The sequence below is a fragment of the Bacillus sp. COPE52 genome (genome assembly GCF_003355115.1).
Lineage (GTDB): Bacteria > Bacillota > Bacilli > Bacillales > Bacillaceae_G > Bacillus_A > Bacillus_A toyonensis.
The window spans coordinates 5,623,319-5,648,507 of sequence record NZ_CP031292.1; the positions used below are offsets into that span (position 1 = coordinate 5,623,319).

The 25,189-nt window shown below is 31.6% G+C and carries 18 protein-coding genes, 3 pseudogenes and 2 riboswitches; of the genes and pseudogenes, 9 read left to right on the forward strand and 12 right to left on the reverse strand.

The features are described from left to right. Positions 1–6 precede the first annotated feature (6 nt). Together DPQ31_RS29765 and DPQ31_RS28465 are read left to right on the forward strand one after the other, a co-directional pair. Positions 7–258: pseudogene (locus DPQ31_RS29765) on the forward strand (hypothetical protein); the annotation flags it as partial. A gap of 438 nt (positions 259–696) precedes the next feature. Further along, entirely contained in the window at positions 697–2,097 is a 1,401-nt protein-coding gene (locus DPQ31_RS28465) for a zinc dependent phospholipase C family protein (protein WP_208731399.1), read from the forward strand. A 283-nt stretch (positions 2,098–2,380) separates the two neighbouring features. Here the strand turns inward: DPQ31_RS28465 and DPQ31_RS28470 are convergent, their stop codons facing one another. Both DPQ31_RS28470 and DPQ31_RS28475 read right to left on the reverse strand, forming a co-directional pair. Continuing rightward, positions 2,381–2,701, reverse strand: a complete 321-nt coding sequence (locus DPQ31_RS28470; RefSeq protein WP_088093278.1) for a helix-turn-helix domain-containing protein — start codon at positions 2,699–2,701, stop codon at positions 2,381–2,383. A gap of 899 nt (positions 2,702–3,600) precedes the next feature. Then, a complete protein-coding gene (locus tag DPQ31_RS28475; protein WP_208731400.1) occupies positions 3,601–4,728 on the reverse strand; it encodes an FtsW/RodA/SpoVE family cell cycle protein in 1,128 nt (375 codons plus the stop codon). Positions 4,729–4,916: 188 nt separating this feature from the next. Beyond that, a riboswitch (M-box (ykoK) riboswitch) is annotated at positions 4,917–5,093 on the reverse strand. 521 nt (positions 5,094–5,614) lie between these two features. After that, positions 5,615–5,782, forward strand: a riboswitch (M-box (ykoK) riboswitch). Between the two features lie 275 nt (positions 5,783–6,057). Here DPQ31_RS28475 and mgtE point away from each other — a divergent pair. From mgtE to DPQ31_RS28490, 3 genes are all read left to right on the forward strand, one after another. After that, on the forward strand, positions 6,058–7,386 hold the full coding sequence (gene mgtE / locus DPQ31_RS28480) for a magnesium transporter (protein ID WP_208731401.1): 1,329 nt from the start codon (positions 6,058–6,060) through the stop codon (positions 7,384–7,386). A 160-nt stretch (positions 7,387–7,546) separates the two neighbouring features. After that, entirely contained in the window at positions 7,547–8,644 is a 1,098-nt protein-coding gene (locus tag DPQ31_RS28485; protein ID WP_098718922.1) for a phosphodiester glycosidase family protein, read from the forward strand. Between the two features lie 599 nt (positions 8,645–9,243). After that, on the forward strand, positions 9,244–10,137 hold the full coding sequence (locus DPQ31_RS28490; RefSeq protein WP_097879424.1) for a cation diffusion facilitator family transporter: 894 nt from the start codon (positions 9,244–9,246) through the stop codon (positions 10,135–10,137). Between the two features lie 838 nt (positions 10,138–10,975). On the opposite strand, the gene xerS is transcribed toward DPQ31_RS28490, so the two are convergent. Then, on the reverse strand, positions 10,976–12,049 hold the full coding sequence (gene xerS / locus DPQ31_RS28495) for a tyrosine recombinase XerS (protein WP_098573500.1): 1,074 nt from the start codon (positions 12,047–12,049) through the stop codon (positions 10,976–10,978). 1,147 nt (positions 12,050–13,196) lie between these two features. After that, entirely contained in the window at positions 13,197–13,955 is a 759-nt protein-coding gene (locus DPQ31_RS28500) for a M15 family metallopeptidase (RefSeq protein WP_208732123.1), read from the reverse strand. Between the two features lie 244 nt (positions 13,956–14,199). Between DPQ31_RS28500 and DPQ31_RS28505 the strand changes: the two genes are divergently transcribed. Then, a complete protein-coding gene (locus DPQ31_RS28505; RefSeq protein ID WP_097954855.1) occupies positions 14,200–14,454 on the forward strand; it encodes a SunI/YnzG family protein in 255 nt (84 codons plus the stop codon). Positions 14,455–14,630: 176 nt separating this feature from the next. Here DPQ31_RS28505 and DPQ31_RS28510 read toward each other — a convergent pair whose 3' ends face one another. The 4 genes from DPQ31_RS28510 to DPQ31_RS28525 all read right to left on the reverse strand — a co-directional run bounded on the left by DPQ31_RS28510 (position 14,631) and on the right by DPQ31_RS28525 (position 17,015). Next, complete coding sequence (locus tag DPQ31_RS28510) at positions 14,631–15,263, reverse strand: ATP F0F1 synthase subunit alpha (protein ID WP_097959386.1); 633 nt, start codon at positions 15,261–15,263, stop codon at positions 14,631–14,633. Between the two features lie 224 nt (positions 15,264–15,487). After that, a complete protein-coding gene (locus DPQ31_RS28515) occupies positions 15,488–16,012 on the reverse strand; it encodes a GNAT family N-acetyltransferase (protein WP_208731402.1) in 525 nt (174 codons plus the stop codon). A gap of 275 nt (positions 16,013–16,287) precedes the next feature. Further along, positions 16,288–16,677, reverse strand: a complete 390-nt coding sequence (locus DPQ31_RS28520; protein ID WP_306616311.1) for a winged helix-turn-helix transcriptional regulator — start codon at positions 16,675–16,677, stop codon at positions 16,288–16,290. Positions 16,678–16,766: 89 nt separating this feature from the next. After that, positions 16,767–17,015, reverse strand: coding sequence for a hypothetical protein (locus DPQ31_RS28525; RefSeq protein WP_098710870.1), 249 nt, complete (start codon positions 17,013–17,015; stop codon positions 16,767–16,769). Between the two features lie 266 nt (positions 17,016–17,281). On the opposite strand from DPQ31_RS28525, the pseudogene DPQ31_RS28530 reads away from it, so the two are divergent. The 3 genes and pseudogenes from DPQ31_RS28530 to DPQ31_RS28540 form a co-directional block, all read left to right on the forward strand. Beyond that, positions 17,282–18,665 (forward strand): annotated as a pseudogene (locus tag DPQ31_RS28530) (alpha/beta hydrolase family protein). Positions 18,666–19,103: 438 nt separating this feature from the next. Next, positions 19,104–20,096: a DUF4046 domain-containing protein gene (locus tag DPQ31_RS28535; RefSeq protein WP_208731403.1), complete on the forward strand. Its 993-nt coding sequence runs from the start codon at positions 19,104–19,106 to the stop codon at positions 20,094–20,096. Between the two features lie 15 nt (positions 20,097–20,111). Then, positions 20,112–20,381 (forward strand): annotated as a pseudogene (locus tag DPQ31_RS28540) (cation transporter); the annotation flags it as partial. 131 nt (positions 20,382–20,512) lie between these two features. On the opposite strand, the gene DPQ31_RS28545 reads toward DPQ31_RS28540, so the two are convergent. The 4 genes from DPQ31_RS28545 to DPQ31_RS28560 form a co-directional block, all read right to left on the reverse strand. Then, a complete protein-coding gene (locus DPQ31_RS28545; RefSeq protein WP_208731404.1) occupies positions 20,513–21,535 on the reverse strand; it encodes a sensor histidine kinase in 1,023 nt (340 codons plus the stop codon). Then, entirely contained in the window at positions 21,532–22,203 is a 672-nt protein-coding gene (locus DPQ31_RS28550; RefSeq protein WP_199633664.1) for a response regulator transcription factor, read from the reverse strand. Before DPQ31_RS28550 ends, DPQ31_RS28545 begins: the two co-directional genes overlap by 4 nt. An 81-nt stretch (positions 22,204–22,284) precedes the next feature. Next, on the reverse strand, positions 22,285–24,267 hold the full coding sequence (locus tag DPQ31_RS28555; RefSeq protein WP_208731405.1) for an FtsX-like permease family protein: 1,983 nt from the start codon (positions 24,265–24,267) through the stop codon (positions 22,285–22,287). Next, on the reverse strand, positions 24,257–25,024 hold the full coding sequence (locus DPQ31_RS28560; protein ID WP_098163923.1) for an ABC transporter ATP-binding protein: 768 nt from the start codon (positions 25,022–25,024) through the stop codon (positions 24,257–24,259). The genes DPQ31_RS28555 and DPQ31_RS28560 overlap by 11 nt, the downstream gene beginning before the upstream one ends. Positions 25,025–25,189: the final 165 nt, after the last annotated feature.

The following is a 25,189-nucleotide window of genomic DNA, read 5'->3' on the forward strand; positions in this document are numbered from 1 at the left end:
TACCCAATCGACCGCTATCAAGACAAAATGTATGCAACCATGATACTTAATTTAACTCAAATACCTTTTGTTCCAGAAGCAGTAAAAAATATGAAAGCCATCGCAGTATTTCTTTCTCCAAACTTTGCTAAAGACTTGTCCAACTTATCAGGAAATTTTTGTATTAGAGAATATGGTTCTTTAGAGGAACTAGTACCAAATGAGATGTCACTTACGTTTCCAAATCTAAAACCTTTTCCCTTAATACCTAGATTACTTTTTGGGAATATAGAAAAGCAAACAAAACAACACTTCAAAAAGTTCATTTTTTCATTTTGGGTTAATTCTAGATTCTTAAGTTGATGGATATAGATTATTAACTTAAAACAACATAATTTCAATTATCTAGAGACAACGGTCTTTCATTAATATAATAAATGGAAGGTCATTTAATTCCCTATTTTTGGATATGTAAAATTACATAAAAAAACATGTTTAAATAAGACGCGCTTTTATATATAACTAGAGGTAGAGAAGAAAAACTATTGTTTAGGGTTAATTTAAAATTTTTATTTTAATCGATGTGTGTTGGTATTCCATTAAGAGAGAAATTAAGCAATTAGCCTTTGCTAATCGCTCTTTTATTAGAGCTATTTAACTTTCGTTAATAAGATGAATATCCACATAAGAATCTTTATATTTAGAAAGGGATAAAATATGAAAAAAATCGTATCAACACTATGTATAGCTGGAGTGACTTTAACTATTTTAGGAGTATGTCCTCAAAGTAGTTATGCTCATCTCGATCAAATTGATTTAAATGAGAATGATCCTATTACTGCAAGATGGTCTGCAGAAGCTCCGTATCATTCTGATAAAAGTACACATTTATGGATTGCAAAACAAGCTATTGAAATTATGAAAACAGAATCTAATATTGAAGCAAATAAGCAGGCTGTGGACTTTTTAAATTATCCACAATATAAAGATTTATTTTCTAAAGGATTATATGATGCAGATTATAATGCAGAGTTTAACGATGGTGGTACAGGAATAGGTGGCGTTTTTAAAGGCGGATGGAAATCTCATTTTTATGATCCTGATACTAGAGAAAATTATAGAGGAGAAACAAATCCAACCGCTCTTACACAAGGTAAGAAATACTTTTATGAATCTGGAGAACATTTACGAAATAAGGACTATGAAAAAGCTTTCTATTACTTAGGAGTAGCCACGCACTACTTTACAGATGCTACTCAACCTATGCATGCAGCAAATTTTACTGCAATTGATACGAGAGCTATAAAATATCATAGCTACTTTGAAAATTATGTTACAACCATTCAAAAGCAATTTGCAGTCAATACTGGAGGGAACTATAATAATTCTCTATCCACACCTGAAGAATGGATTGATTATGCAGCTCGAGTAGCTAAACCTGAAATCCAAAATATTACTAATGATAAAACATTTAAGTATTATAATAGTGGTAAGGCACAATTGTGGCAAGAAATGGTTACCCCAGCTGTGCAGCGAAGCTTAGGAGAAGCTCAGCGCAATACAGCAGGTTTCTTAAATCTGTGGTTTAAAACTTTTACTGAAAATGTGAAAGCTCCAAGTATAGAGACTGCATTAATCTATGATATAGAAGGAAACGTCATAGAAGCAGGGAAAAACTATTATATTGTACCAAGTGAATCTCCTTATCAAGGTCTAACATTTGAATGGTATATAGCAAATCGTTACGATTATGTCACACTTGCAAATAAAGAAAACAATGGTTTATCTGGTACACCTATGGAATTTGAATTCTACAAAGAAAATGATGCAAAGCTACACCACGGGGAGAGTATATATCTTCGCATGAAGCACTCAAATTACGACCAATTCCAATATTTAAATTGGTCTAATTATTCTAGTTGGATTCACCTTGCTCAAAAATCTGATAGTTTAGCTGATTTTAAAATTAAAATTAACCTGGATAATCCTACAGAATATAATATTTTTACAGATGACTATCCATTAAATTATGAGAATATAAATGCAAAGAAAAATTGGATTGTACTAGGTGAAAAAAAACAAAAACCTAGCTCATGGAAGTTTATCCCTGTTAGATAACCTAAAAAGAAAAACACTCGTCCTTAATCAGAACGGGTGTTTTTCTTTTTAGGAATTATAACCCAGAAATTTAATGTTAAAATTTTATCGTTTTTCGACAGAAGACTCCTTCCTCAAAAATGAGAAGGTGTGAAATACCAATTTTAGGTGAACAAACATTAGATCATATAAATGAATTAGTTTATTTTGTAATTGCTGAAAATAAGCAAGTATACAGTTCATATCAAATGTAAAGCATGTTCCAATCATATAACTTGTTTGTTTGAAAATTTATTTCATGATTTTACATTTGTAACCATCCACGTTTTTTGAGCTCTTTATACAAATTACTCACGTGGCACCCCATTTCCTTTGCAATATCAGGATAATTTACTCCTTGATTATATAAAATTATTGCTTGTTTGCACTTTTCATCCCATTTTTCTTCTATCGTTTTTACTTTTGTCAATCTCTTTCTAAATTCTTTTTTACCCAGCGTAATAAGTTTTTTTCCTATTTCGCATTGTTCAATACAATACTGTTCTACATCCGTTTGATATTTACAATTTTTACAATATTCATCCTGCAAACGTATTATTCTTACTTTTTTCGCGACCGCTCTCATATCGTATTCACTCCGATTTGATTTATATCTATCATAATTTTACGAGCGTTATTTACGTTAATCTTATAATTAATTCCAGTAAAAGCTTTACCGGTGGTTTACGTTAATCTTATAATTAATTCCAGTAAAAGCTTTACCGGTGGTCTTATTCTCTGTCCTTTCTTAGCAAAATTTACTGTTGACAAATATCATTCCACTTTAATTTCCTAAAGGGTAATTTTATTTAGAATTGTTAACTTGGAACTGATAAATATCCAAAAATGAATGCATTAATAATTCTGTATTCCTAGAAGAATGATAGTGGCCATCACTATCTCCAAAATAGAAGAAATTACTAGTACTATAACTAAATAAAAGGAAAATAAATCCACAAAACAGGTTTTATTTGCTTTTGTAGACAATCTAACAATAGGAGGTGTTTCGTCTGTTACAGGTTACCCACCAATCTGTAGTAAAGCTTTACTTAAATTTTTTTTCTTGAAAATTGTATTTAAAATGTACTCTATAAGTAAATTGATCCATTTTTTGCATCCGTATTCTTTGTTTCGTGTATCTTTTGCCCTGTCTTTAATGCTTTATATTTTCAATGATTGCTTTTTCTTTTGATTTAATAATTTCTATCTGATATATATTACTATTAACTTCCTAATATTTTTATGCTTATCTATATAATAAAAAGAATTTTATGAATTGAGACCAGCCAATTATATATATATTTTCTCAGCCATTGTGAATCCTTCATCCCTTGCCACGAATTTTTACAATGTTATTTTTTTTACTGTGTTTATTTCATTTTTTAGCGATAATTCTAATGAAAAAACAACAGATTGATTTACGGAATCAGTCTGTCCAAAATCAGAAAGAATTCATCCATTAAAAATAGAACAACATATAGAATATCATATATTATAATTAATAAACTTAATTTTATTGAAAATTGAAATATTAAGCAATATTCCTATTGCTATTAAATTAACCATTAAAGAACTTCCACCAAAACTTACAAATGGAAATGGGGTACCCGTAAGAGGAAGTATTCCCGTAATACCGCCTAAATTAACAACAGATTGCAAACCAATCATACACCCTATACCAATTGCTATAAAACTTCCGAATGGATCTTCACATAGCTGTGCAATTTTTAGTGAGCGAAGAACTATAGCTAATACTCCGGCCATTATTATGAATACACCAATGAATCCTAATTCTTCAGAAACGATTGCCATTATAAAATCAGTATGTGGTTCGGGGAGATAACCAGTTTTTTGAATGCTATTTCCAAATCCACGTCCAATAATTCCTCCTGAGCCAATGGCAATAAAAGAATTTACAAGTTGATATCCATTTCCCTGTGCATCAACAAAGGGATTGATAATTGTAGTAATACGTGTCTTTTGAACATCTGACAAACTAAATTGAATCAAAAAATATAAAATAGGTAACCAAAAAATAGCACCCATTATAGTTCTTTTAATTAATAGATTTATATTTATTCCCGAGCAAAGAAATATGCTAAAAACTATACCTAATATTAAAAGTGCAGATCCTAAGTTTGGCTGTTTATAGATTAGGAAAAAAATTGTAGCTAAAAAAAATAAAAGTTTTCCGCCCCCAATCCAAATTTGTTTAGCTGACCCTTGTCGCAATGCAAAAAAACGGGCTGTTACAAGTATTGTTCCTAATTTAAGAAATTCAGCTGGCTGTATTCCAAAGATCCATGATTGAGCATTATTTACCACCTTTCCTTTCCATAAAACCATAATTAACAAAAAAATCCCTCCAATCATAATACAGATTGAGACTATTCGTTTTTTCCATATTTCATATGGGAGAATAGCACAAACTATTAGCCCAATTGTTCCTAAAAATAGTTTTATTAATTGAGAATCAACAAAATGCCTACTGTTATAACCGTAATGTTGAACAGCAACAATGGAGCTAGCGCTATACATCATGATAATACCTAAAGTACATGTTATGAATAGAGGGAGGAGCAATAGATAATCGAGTTTTATTATTTTTTTCATTTTAAAATCCTCCTGATTTACATTAACACTTAATATTACATTTGCTAATGAATAGAATCTTGTTCTCAACAAGTATTAAATAGTACTTTTGTTTTGAGAGATTCTATCGCTTACACCCTGTTTTCTTACGCAAAAATCCCCCTTAGTTACATACTAGGGAGGATTCAAAATGGCATGACTAAATAAAGCTTTTCTCCCCCTAGTAGAGCTTTGGCACTATACAACGTAAAGTAATGGAAATTCATTACTTAGCTATCTTAAGAAGAGCCTTAATCCGACAATTCCTGTTCTACCCATTGGCGTCTTTCGACATTTTTGGGCAATAGCCTGTGTTTGTATAGGAGCCTCACCTAACAGGTTTAGCAATATAAATTTTATGTGTTTGTTCGTGTAGCCAGCATAAATACTTTTTTTTTGCTTGTCAAGTAAACGTATTGCTAACTTTATATTCTTTATTGCTTTATAAATCTTTGAGAAATGATGTGAGAAATTATATTTAATTGTCTCATATAGATACATATTTGCGACTTGGAATGTATAATTTGATTAAGTAGTTTAACCATATAAATTTGATAAACAGTAAAGAAGATATTAATCATAAAATAAGATTTTTTGAAGAATGTTCTTTTGAAGTACGGTATGACTAATGATGTAACTGCTGCTATAAAGTTACGAATTAATCATAAACAATAAGTTTCTTATACGAAATTTCATATGTTTTATAACGTTTTTTTGAACTAATTGTATTTAAATTTTAAATCTTTTAAGCTGAATTTCAAATTTGTAATAGAATCTAATTACATTTCTCTAAAAAAGAATTTTTTATGAATCAAATCGAAAGTTAGTTGACAAATATTAAATTCTGGTTTAAATTTTGAAGTAATTCAATAATCTTTGTTAGGTGAGGCTCCTGTATAGAGAAACGCTGCTGCCCAAAAATGTCGAGAGACGCCAATGGGTCAACAGGAACGGTCGGATTAAGGCCCTTTTTAATGTAGCTGGTTATAAAAACCTATGCTATACAGTGCTAAAACTCAACGAGGGAGTGGTATACGATTTGATAGAAAGGCACCTCTGGGATTATTGCAGAGCTGTCTTAATAATCATTTATTTGTATTGTAAAAAAACCTTTACTCCTTTTTGAGTAAGGTTTTTTTTGTTTAATGTTATTTATTTTTATCTTGTCTATATTCAAAAAGGAGGTAGTTCTTAATAAATTGATTGCAATGTAACTATTAATGCTCTAATCAAAATTTTAGACAGATAAAATAATACAAAACCACTCATGAAACTCTAGAGTCTCCCTTAGCAATATGAGGAGGAGTTAACATGAAGAAATTATTAAATGAATTACTTGTAACCCAAAATGATTTGGATGCAGATAAAGTTTTACGTCATCCGTCGTATGATGTTGCGCAAGAAATAAAACGGTTTTCAATAGAAGATCAAGTCATATTACTAGATAAGATTCCTGTATTAAAAAGCTCAAAAATTCTACAACATTTGAGTACAGAAGAAAAATATAATATCTTAATTCACTTATCTGAAAACAAAGCTAAAAAGTTACTAAATTTACAACCGATTGATGAAACAGTAGATTTACTTCTAGCGGTTCAGCCGGAAAAACAAGCTAAATTAATGGCGTATCTAAATAAAATTACAAAACATAATGTGAAAAAATTAATGGCTTTCAAACCTGAAACAGCAGGAAGTCTTGTCACAAGTGATTTTGTTGCAGTTAGAGAGAATTGGTCAGTAAAAATGACATTGAAGTACATTAGGGAACATTCTAAAAATGTAGAATCAATTTCTTATATTTATGTTCTTGATAGTCATGGTTATCTTAAGGGAATCGTTTCCATACATGAGTTATTACTAGCAGCAGATGAAGAGATTTTATCCAATATCATGATTCGAGAGGTGATTTCAGTACCTGCTGAGGTTGATCAGCAAGAAGTTGTAAAAAAGCTACTGAATTATAATTTAGCAGCAATACCCGTAACAACAGCAAATAATGAAATGATTGGTATTATAACATTTGATGACGTAATGAATGTTATGGAAGCAGAGGCTACAGAAGATATCCAAAAGTTAGGTGGAAGTGAACCATTAAATCAATCTTACTTTGAATCTAGTATTTGGAGCATTTTCTTTAAACGTCTACCATGGTTATTGCTTCTTTTTGTTGCTGAGGCATATACAGGTACAGTACTAAAGTATTTTGAAGACGAAATTGAAACAGTAGTTGCCCTTGCTTTCTTTGTTCCATTATTAGTGGGTACTGGAGGGAATACAGGAACACAGGTTGTAGCAACAATTACTCGTGCAATCGGTATTGGAGAGGTGAAATTTAAAGACATTTTCCGTGTAATGAAAAAGGAATTTGCAATTGGCATGCTTCTCGGACTTGCACTTGGGGTAGCTGGGCTCATTCGTGCTTATATGTTAGGGGTTGGAACAGAAGTTGCACAAGTTGTAGCAATCACTTTATTATTTATTGTTATTTGGGCTTCGCTTGTCGCAGCTGTTTTACCTTTGATTTTGAGAAAATTTAAATTAGATCCTGCAGTCGTTTCTGGTCCATTTATTACAACATTTGTTGACGGAACAGGATTAGTAATATATTTCTTGGTTGCAAAAACGTTATTAAATTTGTAAATATACACTGAAATAAATAAGAAATGTAGAATAAGTATTTTGCCTTGCTTGCTAAGACATAGTGAGGAACTCGGGAATAAGGGAAACAAACACTTTTGTCTTTAGGTAAATAATATTTTAAAGGATTCATTGAATGTAATTAATGCCGGAGGATATAACTATGAAACATCTAAGAAAAATCTTCAAACGAATTTTGCTTCTTCTTTCTATTTTCATGCTTATTGGCATAGGAATATTATTTGGTACTAACTATGGCCGAGATCTTCGTGTAACAATTGCTGGGAGTATACTAACTTCTCAGCATCCACAATATGCGAAATATACATTCCTATCCCAAAAGGAACTAGATAAATTACAAGATAGAATTAATCATCCAAAATGGTCAAATAGTGATGAGAATATTTATAAAAAAATAGCAGGAAAAAGATTAGAAGAATTAAAAAATCAGCCATTAAAAATTGACGTAGAAACGATTAAAAGTAACAAAGATAGTCGCTTTCTTTTCGAAGGAAAATTAGTCACTATTAGTAACCCTTTCAATGTTAAACTTGTTAGCCATCAAGGAACACAGGGCGATAAAAGAGGAGAAAAAATTAGCGTAATGGCAAAACGTAATCATGCACTTGTTGCTGTGAATGCAAGTGGATTTACTGATGAAACAGGAAGGGGTGGAGGAAATATTGCAACTGGAATAGCAATAGAAAATGGGAAAGCAATTGATACAAATATAGATAAAAATACCCCTACAATTATTACGGGCTTAACAAAGTTTGGACAAATGATAACAGGGAATTATTCTACCCAACAACTTTTGGATAAACAAGTCGTTTCAGCAGCAGGATTTATGCCACAGTTAATTGTAAATGGAGAAAAAATGATTACAGAAGGAGACGGTGGTTGGGGTTCTGCTCCGCGAAGTATTATGGCACAAAAAGAAGATGGCACAATAATGTTTCTAGTGATTGACGGTAGGCAGACACATAGCATAGGAGCTACGTTAAAAGAGTGTCAAGATATTCTATATGAAAAAGGAGCAATAAATGCGATGGCTATGGATGGAGGTTCTTCTGCTACGCTATATTTAGGAGGAAAGGTTATAAATTCACCTTCTACATTATCCCATGAAGATCGTTATTTACCGAATGCTTGGATGGTAACAGCAAACCAAAAACAAGAAATAAGGGTGACAATAGATGGGGAAAAAATAGATACTAAAAAATCAGATGAATTTGATGCAAATATTGCAACTGATTTATGAATGCTTAAATAAATGAAGGTTTAATTAAAGTTTAAAAACTAACATACAAATAGTGTAATAAAATTGAAAGTTTTATCATTTAAAATTCATTAAAGAAAAGCATATAGAGATACTCAATCATATGGAAAATCTCCAAGAGTTTAAAAGAAGGATAAATAATGTATACAGCTTACACTCATATTCAATTATATGCTTTTAATCTTATAGTATTTGCTACAGCTATGTGAAATGGACAACCTGTAAAAATAATTCTTGTGATCAGATGAGTAAAGATTAATGCGCAGAATGAATTAGTAATCATACCTGAAGTCATTTCATCAAACATCAAAGCAACACATTAGTCGCTTTGATGTTTGTAATGATAAAAGCATGGCATATTGTGTCACTCTTTTTTACACTTCATAACAAATAAGGATAAAAGAACAAAGTAAGTTATGCTTTAAACCTTTACTGATGAGAAAATGTTTGTATAGACCCACACACTTATTATTAGGTAATGTATGAAAGAAATTAAAATGATAAGACACAGACTTATAACTACACAATTGAATTAAACAATAATATTTTGAAACAAGAGTAAAGTTAAGGTGGGGATAAATATGAATGCTAACCAAAAAACGTCCTTATTGGCAGCGTGGATTAGTGTAATTAGCAATATATTTCTGACTCTCATCAAAATTATAGTCGGTTTACTTTTCAAAAGTCAGGTATTATTAGCCGACGGGATTCATAATGCTGCCGATGTTGTAGCATCCGTAGCCTCATTGGGATCAATGAAAATTTCAAACCAGCCAGCTGATGAAGATCATCCTTATGGACATGGTAAAGCAGAAGTTATATCATCAGGAATTGTAGCTGTGATTTTAATTTTAGCGGCTTTATTTATGGTTTATGAATCAATAAAGTCATTATTTGAACCAGCGACAGAACCCCATATAATTGCTTTTATAGCAGCGATTATTTCATTAATATGGAAGCAAATTTTATATGTATACACAATACGAATTGGTCGAAAAACAAGCAGCAAAGGGCTTATAGCAACTGCTTATGATCATCTTGCTGATGTTTATGCCTCAATTGCAGCTGTAATTGGAATTGGTATTGCTTTGATAAACAATATCTATTCCATTCCATATGCAGCTTATGGGGATCCTTTAGCCGGTATTATTGTTTCTTTTTTCGTATTAAAGTTAGCGATTAGTATGGGGAAAGAAGCAATATATATATTAATGGAAGGTGGTATTCCTACCGAGAAATGTAGTGAATATAAGAGAGTAATTCAGGCCCATCCTTTTGTAAAAAGAATTGATAGAATGCGCGCACGTGATCATGGTCACTATGTATTAATTGATATTAGAATTAGTGTTCCGGCACATTTAAGCATCCAGCAAGGACATGATATTTGTAGGGATATAAAAACTACTATTATAAATCAGAACCCAGAAATATATGAAGTACTAATTCATTTAAACCCATGGTATGAGGAGAAGTAGGTTTATTGAATTATAGATAGATATAAGTAAGTAGTTAAACCGTCCTTTTTAGATATTGGAGAATACATTATTTATAGAAGAAAAAACGTCCTATTAAAATATAGGACGTTTTTATCTATGATTTACTAATTTCCCAACCTTCGCGTGTTTTTCTAATTCAATTACAATTACCTTTTTAGAATCTTTTTGTTACAAAGCATCAACAAAATCTGAAAGATAAATATTATTGAGGGGGGAATGAATTAATATATGAGGGTTCATTTTCATTATTTGGCTCTCAAATGAAGCAACTTTAGTATTCACTCAAAAATCCATTGTCTATGAAACAACTAGATTTTTAAACGGTTTTAATAGACATCTGCCAAAAATACAATAGACAGATATCTATTGTATTTTTGGCGGCAAGATTAAATAGCTTTTTTGTTACTTTACAGTAAAGTATACTTAATATCAGTAATTCATGTAATTAGGAGTGATTTCTATATTTAAGGAAAATGTAAAAAGGATACTACTAAAAGTACATAATTTAAATCGAACCATAAGCTTGCCGGCAAATTTATGGTTCGATTTTTTTTAGTGCAAAGATAGCGTTCTAAACGGGTATCACCACATCGCTATCAACTTAAAAGAGTAAACCCCAATTGTAGGAATCTAAAATTTTCATTTATCTAATTCTAACAAGAGACAGTTTTTATATACCAATTAAAGTAGAATTTTAACTATGTATTTTTTATATAATAAAATTAAATATATAATGAATAATGCATGACATTTAAAACCACTAACTCTAGCAGAGAAAATAATAAAAGTTCAGCAATTTTGCATTGCTGAACTTTTATTATTTATTTTTTCCTATTCTGCCTAAACTATCTTTAATAGTTGTTTCCCCAAGTTGTGTATATAGCAAAGCTGTATCTTGGCTCGTATGCCCGAGTTGCTGCATTACTTGTAACGAGTCTTTTTCTTCCATATATAGCTTATTTGCCAGTGTGTGTCTTAATTTATGAGGAGACATTTTTTTGCCATAGGCCTTAGTATATTTTTCTACTATATCTTGGATAGCCCTAACGGAAAGTGGCTGTGCAGTATGTTTATACTTTGATAAAAACACATTTTTTAATTCTTTTCCTGGAGCATATTTGTTATCTCTAATTTCCATATACTTTTCAAGGTCATTCAATGCAATTGGGGTAATCCATACAGAATCTTCTTTGTTTCCTTTTCGGATTACATCAATTAGTCTTTCTTTTAAGTTTATATCTTCCATACGAAGATCGGCCAATTCGCTTACTCGAATACCACTACCAAGAAAGAGGGAGAGGATAGCTACATCACGATCTTTATCTCTTAGGAAATAGAACAACTGATGTTTTGTTAACGATTTCTCATGCTCATACTTCACGTAATTCAAAAATTCTTGATCGTCATCATTATGGAATATTTTAGATCTCATACGTTTTGCACGAGCATTTAATGTTTCTTTATCTTTATGTATTTCTATTTTAGCCATTACATTTCTATAAAAATAACATTCTCCATCTTCATTTTCTGATAGGGAGGTAAGGTACTTAAATAAAGACTTTAAGGCTGAAATTTTTCTGTTAACAGAGGAATTCTGCATGTTTTGTTGTAGTTTTAGAAACCTCATAAAGTTCTCAACATCTTTTTTCTTTAAATTTTCCAAATCAGAGAAGGATATGTCTTTAATCGGCTTAAATTCAATAATTTGTTCAGATAATAGCCAATTAAAGAAGACCCTAAAATCATATACATAATTCAGTAGGGTGGAGGGAGAGGCATCATGCAATTCTTTGTACTCCACAAATTCTTCTATGTAAAAGGGCATTTCATTTAAATTCTCGTATAATTTCTTACGATGTACGGATTTTTGACGTTGCTTGCTGTATTCCATAAAAATCACCTCATATACACTATAACAGAAAATAGACACGAACACAAGTTCGCATTAAATTCAATTTTTATACGAACTTATTTACATAATTATATTATGCAATACTAAAATATACTCAAATCTAAATGGTATAGTGTAGTTAATCAATAGAAAATTATAGCTAACCAAGTAATGATTTTCTATTAGACCATAAAAATTCGTGCAAAAACTACATATAAATGTATGTAAAATAAAACAATTTACATATATAAATTCACACAAAAAATTAATATATGAAAACAGTTTAAAATTCGTTATCTAACATGAATTGGTTAATTTAATCATAATTATGAGGAGTTAATCAGATCAACATAAAAAAAATCCTATATAGTAAAAGGTAATTTACTATGAATATTTCCAATGAATAGTTCAGTATTTAATGATTCCTATATAAAATATGAATTATATAGACACATACCAATATACTGAGATTCATGAAATTGAGCTCGAAATCCCTAAATACTGTATTAGATTTTTATTTATACATTCTATTATTCGTAAAATTGGTATTTCGCGCGAAGTTATAAATGTTTATTTTTCTCTCCTTTTATAAAGGTATCATATACCTTACCTTTCATCAGTATAAATATGATACATTCAGCTATACATATTTATATTGATGAAATTGTTGCTTATAGGACATTGCCAGTGTCTAACATTTTAATACAAAACAGTTAACTTTAACTCCTTAAGACAAAATAGATGGTGTCTTTTACAAAATTTAATTGTTGTGATGTCGAAGTAGAGCATTTCCTTTAATTCTTTTTATTGTACTTGGTTTAGCTGAGCATTCCGCTAAACATTATTTAAATACAGATTTTAAAATATAACTACTAAATTTCTCTTTCTGTCTCAATGATATAAGTATTCTTTTCTTTTTGAGATTTATTCACTTGTTTTTTACAAATACCTATGTGATGTATTATGTAAGTGCGAATCCGTACATCCGCATTCGCACTTACATAATAACATGCCAATTTGACTTAGATAACTGCAATCCAGTATATATCGTTTAATCTTTTGATTATCAACCGGGATTGTAATGGCGTTTGCGCGAGATGCGTATACATTCTATCTTTTAACACTCTCACTACTAATACTAACTAGATCAATTCTTTATTTTTTTCAGATTCATATATTCTTCTAAAGTTAGCTTTTCTTGATATATATTGTCAGCGATATCTCCTACATAACGAATATGCCAAGGTTCATATGCATATCCTGTTATACTTTCCTTACCTTTTGGATAACGAATGATAAATCCTGCACGATGCGCGTTATCTTTTAGCCATTTGCCTTCCTTCGTATTTGCAAAGGCTAGCTCTAGTCCATTGTTCGCGCTTTTCGATGAAACATCCATTGTTAACCCTGTTTGATGTTCGCTATGCCCTGGCTTTGCAGAGAAGCGATTCGTATGCTCTTGCCCATTCTTTTTAACATTGCTGGCATACAGGCCTTTTTGATACTCATAGGAACGAAATCCTGACACAGCATTCAACTGTATACCATCTTGCTTAGCTAAAAAGAATAGTTTTTCTAACGCTTCCGCTGCCTCTTTACGAAGGTGACTTTTTTCTACCGTTCCACTAAATGAGAAGGATACATTTGGTACAACTAAATCCTCTGGTTTATAGTTTTCGGGTAAACCATATTCCTTATTTATTACAGCCTGTATACTTGAAAAAGAGCTTGCAATCTTACTTGAAGTCCCATTTTGCTTTCTATTTTTTTCATTATTTATGGAGTTTTCACTAGTTTCATGGTTTGTCTTATATGGCTCTTTACCAATAGATATATTGGTGTAAATGATAAAGGTACCTAACATTACTACTATACAAGTTAAGGTTCCTATTAATTTAAGTCTCATCATTCATTTCCTTCCTGCAACTCCTACAGTTACTCGTTTATCATACTTCAACCATATCAAATCCATATTAATTCCCTGTGAACTTTTCTTCATAACGTATTTCTTAATAGATTGATAGTATATCTTCCTGTTCTTTTTACACCCTTAAAATACCAGTTCTATTCATACATGTAGAAAAATAATTTAAAAATTTGTATAATAAGATAAGAAGTGTAGCATTCTATTATAGAAAGGTCTTGGTATAATGCTAGGTATTGATGTAAAAAAAACAAAAGAAGCGTTAATTATTTCATGGCAATTGGCGGAGGTTACGATCCCATTACGTGATGTGCTTGAGGTTACCGAAGATGCTACCTATGCTGGAGTTGAAGAACCAACTGCAATCCGTATTGGAACAGCATATGGGACAACTGACCGTATATTAATTAGAACTGTAAAACAAAATTATGTATTATTTACTACAAACAAAGTGTCGATTTTAAAAGCTATTCTCGCTTAAATATGGTCATATACATAGACTCAAACAAAGATCGAATAAAGCAAAGGAGAGAAGTCATAGAATAGACTTCTCTCCTTTATTTAATTGAAATGAATATAATAATCCATACTCATTTCAGTATAGCTTTTATAATCTAAGAACATCTTTCTTTTTTGATTCTGATATTACTAATCAAATTAAGACCAAATCCACACATCATCATTATTTTGAGTGCTATTGTTTACCTCATGCACCTTTTCGATGTGATCAACTGTGTTGTAATTAATAGAAATGCCGCCCCAGCCTACATACTTCATATCAATTTTCACTTTCTCACCTGTTTTAAATGCTTGTCCCTTTGTTAAGAACACGTCAATAACGTCTTTCTCCCCATTTTGTGTTGGATACTCAACTACGACATATTTAGTAGCACTGTCTTCCATCGTACCTACTTCTGATACTTCACCAATCACATAATCAGGTGAGCCATTTTCTTTCAAATGCATACCTAGTTTATTTGTAGTATTCTCAACTTCTGTTGCAACCATATACTCCGTAAAGTTACGCATCATAGATCCAGTCGCTTTTACTTCGTCTCCTACTTTCACATTTGAAATATTTTCTATATAAACACTAACAGGTTCTTCATATTGTTTAGATTTCACAACAATCACACCATGATCCACTTCTACTACGCGTCCTTCTAACGTCGAAAAATTCGTTTCAATAGAAGCTGCACTCGCTTTTGTTGCTTCTAATCCTGGTAGATTTGTTCCTGATAATGCTGCGAACCCTAAAGCACCTGCTAAGATTAATTTTTTCATACCCATTCGATAACATCTCCATTCATGATGATTGTATTTGTTTGATTGGTATTCACCAACCTGTAACAATTATAGTTACAGGTTGTGCAAAATTGCAACCATTTTACACATGCAATCTTGCATATCATTATCCTAAAATATAAAAATGTGAGCTCACGGGCTTTTATTTGTGTAATTTTAATTTATTTTAATAAAAAAATATGGGAGCTTTTCTACATTTGAAATTATTATTACTTCAAATCAGAGGATAACATTCCATATACAAGACTATCTGTCCATTCATTTTTACTCCAAAAATCTTGTAAAAAATGGGCTTCTTGTCTCATGCCTATTCGTTCACACAATTTTTGTGAAGCTGTATTACGTGCATCAAGATTAGCTTGTATACGATGTACATTAAATTCATCAAATAATTTAAATACTAAACTACTTACTGCTTCTGTTGCCAAACCTCTCCCAGCTACTTCATTTGAAAAACTATAACCAATCTCAACAGTGTCTTTCATATCTGTGTACCATACTGATAGATCACCAACTACTTTAGTCCTGTATATGACTGCCAAACTTAATATTGATTCTGTAGTGAGTACATTGTTTGCTAGCTTCTGATCGAATCTTTTCTGCATATCTTCATGAGTCCACTTATTATGTAAAAGGTACTTACATGTGTCATCATTATTATAAATAGCAAATACATCCTGTAAATCAGTACCCTTAAACGGTCTAATTATTAATCTTTCTGTTGTGATTTCCAAGTTAGCTTTCCTCCCTTACATTCATTCTACAAAACATTTTTTATAGTATTGAAACCTCCTTCTCAGATTTCATCTAGATTACATATTTCATCATAGTAAATTAAAATCCTTCTTCCACTAACTGCACCGTTAGCTGGATAAGAAAAAGAGCTACAATCGTAGCTCTTAAATTACTATTGCATCAATGTGCTTATACTCAATAATCAACAATAATGTAACTTAATTTGGACTCCATACCTTCTATCTATTGGTAATAAGAAGGTAGTAATACTGTATTAATCCTCATGTCTTTCATGCATCTCTATTTTTTTATTTAGTAAATCTTTACCCCAAACTTGCATTGCTTCTAATACAGGTATAAACTTCTTACCTTGCTCTGTTAGTGAATATTCTACTTTGGGTGGAACAACATTATAAACTTCTCTGAGTACTAGCTCGTCCTCTTCAAGCTCTCTTAATTGTCTAGTTAAGATTCCTTTTGAGATACCAGGTAACATCCTTAATAATTCATTAAACCTAATAACTCCATTCTTGCTTAAGTACCACAAAGTAACAATTTTCCATCTGCCTGCAATTGCATTTTGGGTAACTATTAATGGACAATTCTCTTGCTGTATTTCTTTAGAAATCAATTCATCTTGATAACGAAAGTTTGCTAACTTCACTCGAAACGTATCACCGTCGATATGATCCAGTATCGTAGCTTTGATGATTCTATTAGCATTTTGTTTCTTACTCTCCCCAGGTACTGGGTTCATTGCCTGCTCGACCAATTCTGGTTACTGCAGTTTACCCGTAAACTCTTCTTTTTTACAGGTACGGACGCTGCTGCCTCATAACTATCCTCTTCTTTCTTATTTTGCTTTGTTTCGCTTCCTTTCTGCTGGTCTTTCTCCGCTACATTTCTTGTAACGGAAATTCCAGTATCATCTTTGCTACTACACCCTGTTACCACTCCTAAAATCATACACAATATAGAAATGAACCATAAATTTTTTTTCATCGTATACCTCCTCTCTTCTTATTTTTCTTCCCTTACATCATAACGAGATTGGAATCCTTGTTGGAAAAACTATTGATTTCTATGATTTAGCAAAGGTTTATGTATAAATCCATTGCTTAACTCCTCTACTCTTTCAAATGGACTTTTTATGATATGTATGCAGGATTCCCCCATACATGTACCGAAACCCCAATAGGAAAACATTCCACCAATTACCATTCCTATTTCATACCATTACATTTTGGAGGTTAAACAGGATGAAATAGATGAAAAAAAAGAAGTTACAAAAATCAGCACTTTCTTTTACTCTACTCTTTTCTTTAGGTGTTTCTTCTTTTCCGCTTACAACAACGATTCATGCGGATACACAAGTGACACAAACTGCAGAAAAGAAACCAGTCTCTTTAACGGAGCGTACGTCTTTATTTTTTGAATATCTCCAGCAAGGCAAATATGCAGAGGCACTTCAATTGACGTCTGCAGCTTTTCAATCCAAGTTTACGGCAAACATATTACAAAGCTGGTGGACACAAAGTGGCGGGAGCAGAATTACAAGCATGGGAACACCTGTTATAAAGGAACGAAACTTGGTCCATCAAACGGTTGAAATTCCAGGAGCTATCGAAGGAACTACTATTCCACTACTCATTAAATTCACGCCTGGCGGCAAAGCTGATGAAGTTGGCGTAAGGACGACGCCACAGAAATCTTATACCATCCCGCATCCTAGCTATGACCAACCTGATTCCTACCAAGAACGCGAAATCACCATTGGAAATGCTACATACCCTTTACCAGCCACATTAACGGTTCCAAAACATAAACCTGGCGAAAAAGTGCCTGTTGTTGTTCTTGTTCACGGTTCGGGTCCGCAAGATCGTGACAGTACAATTATGGGAGCTAAAATCTTTAGAGACCTTGCAGCCGGTCTTTCATCAAGCGGTATCGCAGTGTTACGTTACGAGAAACGTTCCTTAGAACACGGTTTTAAAATGAGTGCAGAACCTGCTACATTAGACCAAGATACTACAGACGATGCCATATATGCAGCGAAATCAGCAGCGCAGCAGGAAGGTATTGACCCAGGTAACATTTTCATTCTCAGACATAGCCAAGGAGCTGGCACCATGCCGCGTATACTAAGCAAAGCACCTTCATCACTTGTAAGAGGAAGTATTTTAATGGCACCTCCTGCACATCCTTTTACTGACATGCTCCTTGATCAGTATCAGTACCTCGGGGCACCTAAGGATTTTATTGATGAACTAAAAAAAACAATTCGCTTATATTAAGGATCCTACTTTTGATCCCAATCACCCACCAGCTGGTTATAATTATCCTTCTCCACATTTCATGTATGATGTGACTCGTTGGCGTCCAGTTGAGGAAGTGAAATCACGAAAAGAGCCATTACTGATTCTGCAAGGCGCACGTGATTATCAAGTAACTGTAAAAGACGATTTTACGAGATGGCAAGAAGGGCTTTCAAGCCGCAGTAATGTTCAGTTCAAAGAATATCCGAAATTGAATCACATCTTCACGGAGGGCGACGGGGAATTCAGTCACCCTAGTGAATACGAAGTCCCTTCCAATGTTCCTGCGTATGTCATCCAGGACATCGTTACATGGGTCAATGAGACAAAGAAATAAGATAACAACAAAAGCCATCATGCAATCATCATTTCGTGAGGGCCTTTGTGATATTAAAACATGTCATATCAGAAATTAATCGCTTCTATGAATTGATATTTTTACAGCGCTTATTTGCTTCATATCTTGCTATTCCTGGTCCGTCAGTGCAAGAATACAAAATTTATTTCGATATGTAAGAATGCATATTATTTCTCTTGGATGTTATGATATACTCTCTTTGTGAGCTGATACGATATTTCTTTAGATTGGAAAACTAAAACCTCATTAACCCAAGTTGGGGGCGCCATTTGGCGTCTTTTTTTAGTTTTGCTCCATAGGCATTTAGCTTAGATATTGTTTTTAATGTTGATTTCATTTAAATTATATAATATAGATATATTAATTCGAGTGTTAATACTTTATAAATATAAATACAAATGTAGGAGGATTTACATATTGTCAATGAAAGTCGTTGCCATAGAAGATATTTATCAAGAAATATTGGATGGAAAACGGAAACGATTCCCTCCGAATACTTGGAAAGAAGATATGGATAATAAGCTCGCCCGTAGAGTAATCACATATTTATTAAACAGTATCTTAAAATGGGATAAGGAAGACATCAGAAAAAAATGGAATACTCAATTACTTGTAAAGTATAAATTACGAGGATTACTCAAACATAGATACGAAAATAGCCCTTTTAAAGCAATAAATGATTTATACCCAAGTGAGTTTAAAGAATGGGAGTTTGGTATGACTCCTTTAAATTTTTGGACGAAAGAAAAGGCATTAACGATTTTGAGATGGATGATTGAAGAAAAAAAAGGTTTATCGAACGAAAAGCTCTTACGCGTATACGGCAAAAAATGGTTGGAGAAAAACAAACTTAGTGCCCCTCTGGCTATGTACTGGAATAGTAGTCCGTTTGCAATGATTAACGATCTGTACCCTAGTCGTTTTAAAGAATGGGAATTTCTCATGACACCCAATAACTTCTGGACAAAAGAAAAAGCATTAGAAGCATTGAAATGGACCATTGAAGAAAAAGAAAAATTAACGCCCGAACAAATACTGGATGTTTACAATATAAAGTGGCTAAAGACTCATAGATTAGCATCTCCATGTCAATTAATGTGGGGAAATAGTCCATTTAAAATGATAAACGACCTATATCAAGGTCGCTTTAAAGAATGGGAAATTAAAGTTACACCAGTTGGCTTTTGGTCCAAATGTAAAGCAATAGAAGCATTAAGATGGACCATTGAAGAGAAAGAAAAACTGGATGAAAAACAGCTATTAAAAGTATTTAATCAACGATGGCTCATAAAACAAAAATTACGGACACCCTTACAACGCTATTGGAAAGGAAGCCCCTATGGAATGCTTTTTTCTTTATATCCAAATCGATTCTCTAAAAGTGTGTTAAAAGGGTATTGTAATAATTAAAGTGGAAATGCAAATAGTAAAGGACTTATCGCAACTGCTTATAATCCTCTTGCTAATGTTTACGCATCCATTGCGGTTGTAATTGGAATCGGTATTGCATTGTTAAACAATATTTACCCAATCCCCTATGCAGCTTATGGTGACCCACTTGCTGGGATAATTGTATCCTTTTTTGTTTTAAAGCTTGCTATTAGCATGGGGAAAGATGCTACCTATATATTAATGGAAGGTGGTTTACCAACTGAGAAAAGTAGTGAATCCGAGAGAATGATCCAGGAACACCCTCTAACAATCGCGGGTGTTTTTAATGGATAAAGAATACAATCGGTATGAATAGAATTTCTGCTCTTTTCATACCGATTTACATTCGTTTATAAGTTTCATACCATATTCGCGGAAAAATGGCAGCATCTCTTTTATAAATAAGGCTCAAATATTACCATATCTGATAAAGGAAATATTAATGTAACGCTAGTTCCTTTATTCATTTCAGATTCAATCCCAATTTTCAATCCTAATTTTGAACAAAGTTTTTCGCATAGATATAATCCCATTCCTGTACTTTTGCTAAATCTCCTACCATTCTCTCCCGTAAATCCCTTTTCGAAAACTCTATTTACATCTTTAGGTATTATTCCTACTCCATTGTCCTCTATGGTTAGTATTACTGAGTTAGCTTTCTTAATTGAATATATACGTATCATTTGTTCTTTGTTATTTGAGTACTTTATAGAATTTCCGATTATTTGATTAATAATAAATTCAATCCATTTCCCATCACTATATACAATCTCATCAATATCCTGAATATCTAATTTTATTCTTTTATGAATAAAATCCCTATAGTTTCTTTTAATTACATTCCTTACTACATTATCAAGGTTGATTTGCTTTATCATATAGTCTTTATTAACGTTATTGCTTCGAGAATAATACAGAACCTGTTCTACAAACCCCTCGATTCGATCTATTTGAGAGTCAATTTTATTCGTTACTTCATTTTGATTATTTGCAATTATTAGCTTTGTAGAAGCTATCGGTGTCTTAATTTCATGCACCCATGTCTCTATATATTCCCTGTAATCTATTTGCATATCTCTATAATACTTTACATTTTCATGCATATCTCTACTTACTTCTTTTAGTATAGCGTTAAGTTTTTCCCCATGTATAAAGTTTGCTTCCTCTACTACCTCTGGAAGCAAGTATTTTTTCTCCAAGTTTTCTAATATGCCATTAATCTCATTATAATAATTTTTACATCTTATAAATTCTATAGCCATATATGAAATCAATGGAAAAAACCAAATACAAAAGACAAAGAATATGATAATGAACGGAACATGCGCAGTCAGCAATATACCTGCTAATATGATATATACCAGTACATTTGATAGTATTACTACTATTTTATCTTTAATAAATTCACCTATATTCATGGCATTATATACCCTAAGCTTCTTCTTGTTGCAATTGGATTATCTATACCTATCTCTTCAAGCTTTTTTCTTAATCTATTTATATTAACAGTTAAGGTGCTATCATCCACAAAATAATCAGACTTCCATAAAGTTTCAATGAGTGAATCTCTTTTTACAATATTTCCGCGATTATTTATTAAACATGAGAGTATTTTAACTTCATTTTTAGTTAACTCTACAGACTTGTCTTGATAAGTAACTGTTGCATTTGAAAGATTTAAAGTAAAATCTCTATAAATTAAGATATGATTCGTCTTGAAATCTCCAGAAGTTCTTCTTAAAATGTTTGTTACTCTTGCTAATAGTATTTCTGTATTATAAGGCTTTGTTATAAAATCATCTGCTCCTAAATTCATACTTATTAGTTCATCTACATCACTATCTCTGCTTGTAACCATGAAGATTGGAACATCTGAAGTTTTACGTATTTCTCTACATATATAATAGCCATCGAACACAGGAAGATTTATGTCTAGTAATATAAGGTCTGCATTCTCACTTTCTATATATTTGATAATATGATTAAAATCTGTGGGAGCCTTTACTTCATATCCATACTTTATAAAAAAATGTTGTAATTCTTCTCTGATGATTTCGTCATCTTCAATCAGAATGATTTTTTTCATGACTTTTCCCTCCCTATACAGAATATAAGGCTATTACCTCTTGAGAAACAAGGTGTAATAGCCCTAATAAGCATTATAAAATCAAGTATTACTTTTTACAATATTTTTATACCCGACATATGTTGTGTAGAAATATACTATATAAACTACAAGAAATACTAAGCCCGTCATCAATGCTGGCAAAATAATATCTGTTTGTTGAAATGTATTAATATAATAATTGACTACATAAATTCCAACTATAGAATGAATTATGGCAAGAAAAACTGGAAGACTAAAGTATAAGAAAGTTTGAATAAAAATCGTTTTGTCGATCATTGTTCCGTTTGAACCAATTCTCTTCAAAGATTTATATCGATCTATGCTATCACTGGCTTCTGATAATTGTTGAAGAGCTAATACAGCCATACTCGTTATTAAAAATACAATACCTATATATATCCCAATAAACAGCACGATAGTTTTCATTCCCTTACTTTCTGCATAAACTTCATCCTTTGATTTGCCTGCTATACGATTAATATTTAATTTCGGGCCATTTTCGTCATAAAAGCCCCGTGCAACGTTATCATATTTTTTATTATACGCTTCTCTATTTCCATCTAAATAATTTACATTAAGTACGGATTCAGTAATTTTGTAGCCTGATAAAAACTCATCATTTATAACGATTGTGAAGTAATTAGTCCGCACATCATAAGTATAAAGATTCTCTTGTATAACTTTAGTATTTTTTACTGAATATTCTTTCTCTTTAATATTCACCTTATTGCTATTTTTTAATCTTTCATTTGTCGAATTAATCAACAAGCTTTCATTTGATAAAAGTAAAATTTCATTGTTATTTAAAGTGATTTCCTTTTCACCTTTAAGATTTAAAATTTTATTATAATCAGATACTTTAATGAAATCTATACTGTTTTTATAATCTTTAAGTTCTGGTACAAAGTCCACCACTTCCATCCCTGTTCGATATACATTATAAGATACATATTTTTCATTATTACTTATTTTAAAATTAAATTTATTTAATACGTCTTCTATAGTGTAACTTTCATCCTTATTCTCCAACGTAATACTGGCATCAAATGGTGTTATTTCTTTCGTTGTTACGTCCATCATTCTGTTAAAGCTGATTCCTGTAGATAAAGCCACCATTGTAAGGAATAACATTAAACAGATTACAGACATGGATATAAAATTTGTATTAACCTTACTATTTATTTGTTTGATGATAAATATATTTAACCCTTTAAAATATACTTTTTTATTTTTCTTTACAACATATAATATAAATCCAGATAAACTAAAGAAAAACAGCAATGTACCTAATATACCAAGAATGATTGACACCATGAGCATAGGATTATTATAATTCAATCCGATTTTTAGTACAGTCACATATGCATATCCAAGTGATGCTACACACATAATAAATGTGATTACATAGATAAGAGGATTTCTAAATTTTACATCTTCGTTTTTTCTACCTGCTGTTAACAAATCAATTATTTTGTATTTAGAAACAACATATACATTAAATAACATAACAAGCAAAAACATGATTCCAAAGTATAATACGCTTTTACCTATAGCACCTGTTGAAATTACAAATTTATATTTATTGATGGGCAAGTCAAATAATTTTAATGCGAATGTAGATAATCCCTGTGATACCCCAATACCTATTATAAGCCCACTCACTAAAGATATAATACCAACTAGAAATGTCTCTGTTACTAATATTCTGGATATGTCTCTTCTTCCCATACCTAAAGTCATGTATATTCCTAATTCTTTTTTACGTTTTTTGATTAAGAAATTATTTGCATACAATATTAAACCACCTAATATTACAGATACAAATACTGACACATTTGAGACAGCGTTCATTATTGTAGGCACATACTTTCTATCTGAAGCGTTAATGTCCATAAGTGCCTTTTGTGATTCTATTGAGTTAAAGCTATAAAATATACAAACAGCCAGTGTTAGTGTTAAGAAATATATTGCATAATCTTTAAAACTTTTCTTTACATTCCCAATAGCAATCTTAGAGTACATTATTATCGTCACCTCCAAGAAGGGTTATAACTTCGATAATTTTAGTAAAGAATTCTTTTCTAGAATCATTCCCTCTTACCAACTCGATAAATATTTTTCCATCTTTAATGAAAAGAATTCTACGAGCATAGCTTGCTGTAAATGCATCATGAGTAACCATAAGAATTGTAGCTTTTAAATCCTTATTAAGACTTTCAAATCTTTCGAGTAATAATCTAGCTGATTTAGAATCTAACGATCCTGTTGGTTCATCTGCAAGTACTAAAGATGGATCTGTTACGATAGCTCTTGCCGAAGCAACCCTTTGTTTTTGTCCGCCTGATATTTGATAAGGGTATTTGCTTAATACTTGTTCAATGTCTAAATATTTTGCAACCACTTGTATTTTTCCATCAATTTTTGAACTTTCCTCACCTTTTATAGTTAACGCTAGGGCAATATTTTCATAAGCAGTTAGGGTATCTAATAAATTAAAGTCCTGAAATACAAACCCTAATTCATTTTGTCTAAACTTATCTAATGAATTTGATTTTAAGCGAGTAATGTCACTATTATTTATCATTATTTTCCCCGTAGTAACATTATCAATCGTTGATATACAGTTAAGCAATGTTGTTTTGCCACTTCCTGAAGGCCCCATTATCCCAACAAATTCTCCCTCATCTACCTTAAAACTAATATTATCTATTGCCTTTGTTACATTATCTTTATTACCATAATATTTTTCAATTTTTTCTACACTTAATATATTTCGCATTAATACTTCTCCTTTTTCATTATAAAAATTCTTTAACTCCCATTCATTTTATATAATTTCATTTATAGTATCGGTGGAATTACATTTCATTAACATTACATTTTTGTTATATTGAGTGATACCTCTACATGTAATTTATCAGGAATCTCAGTGGTATACGTAAGT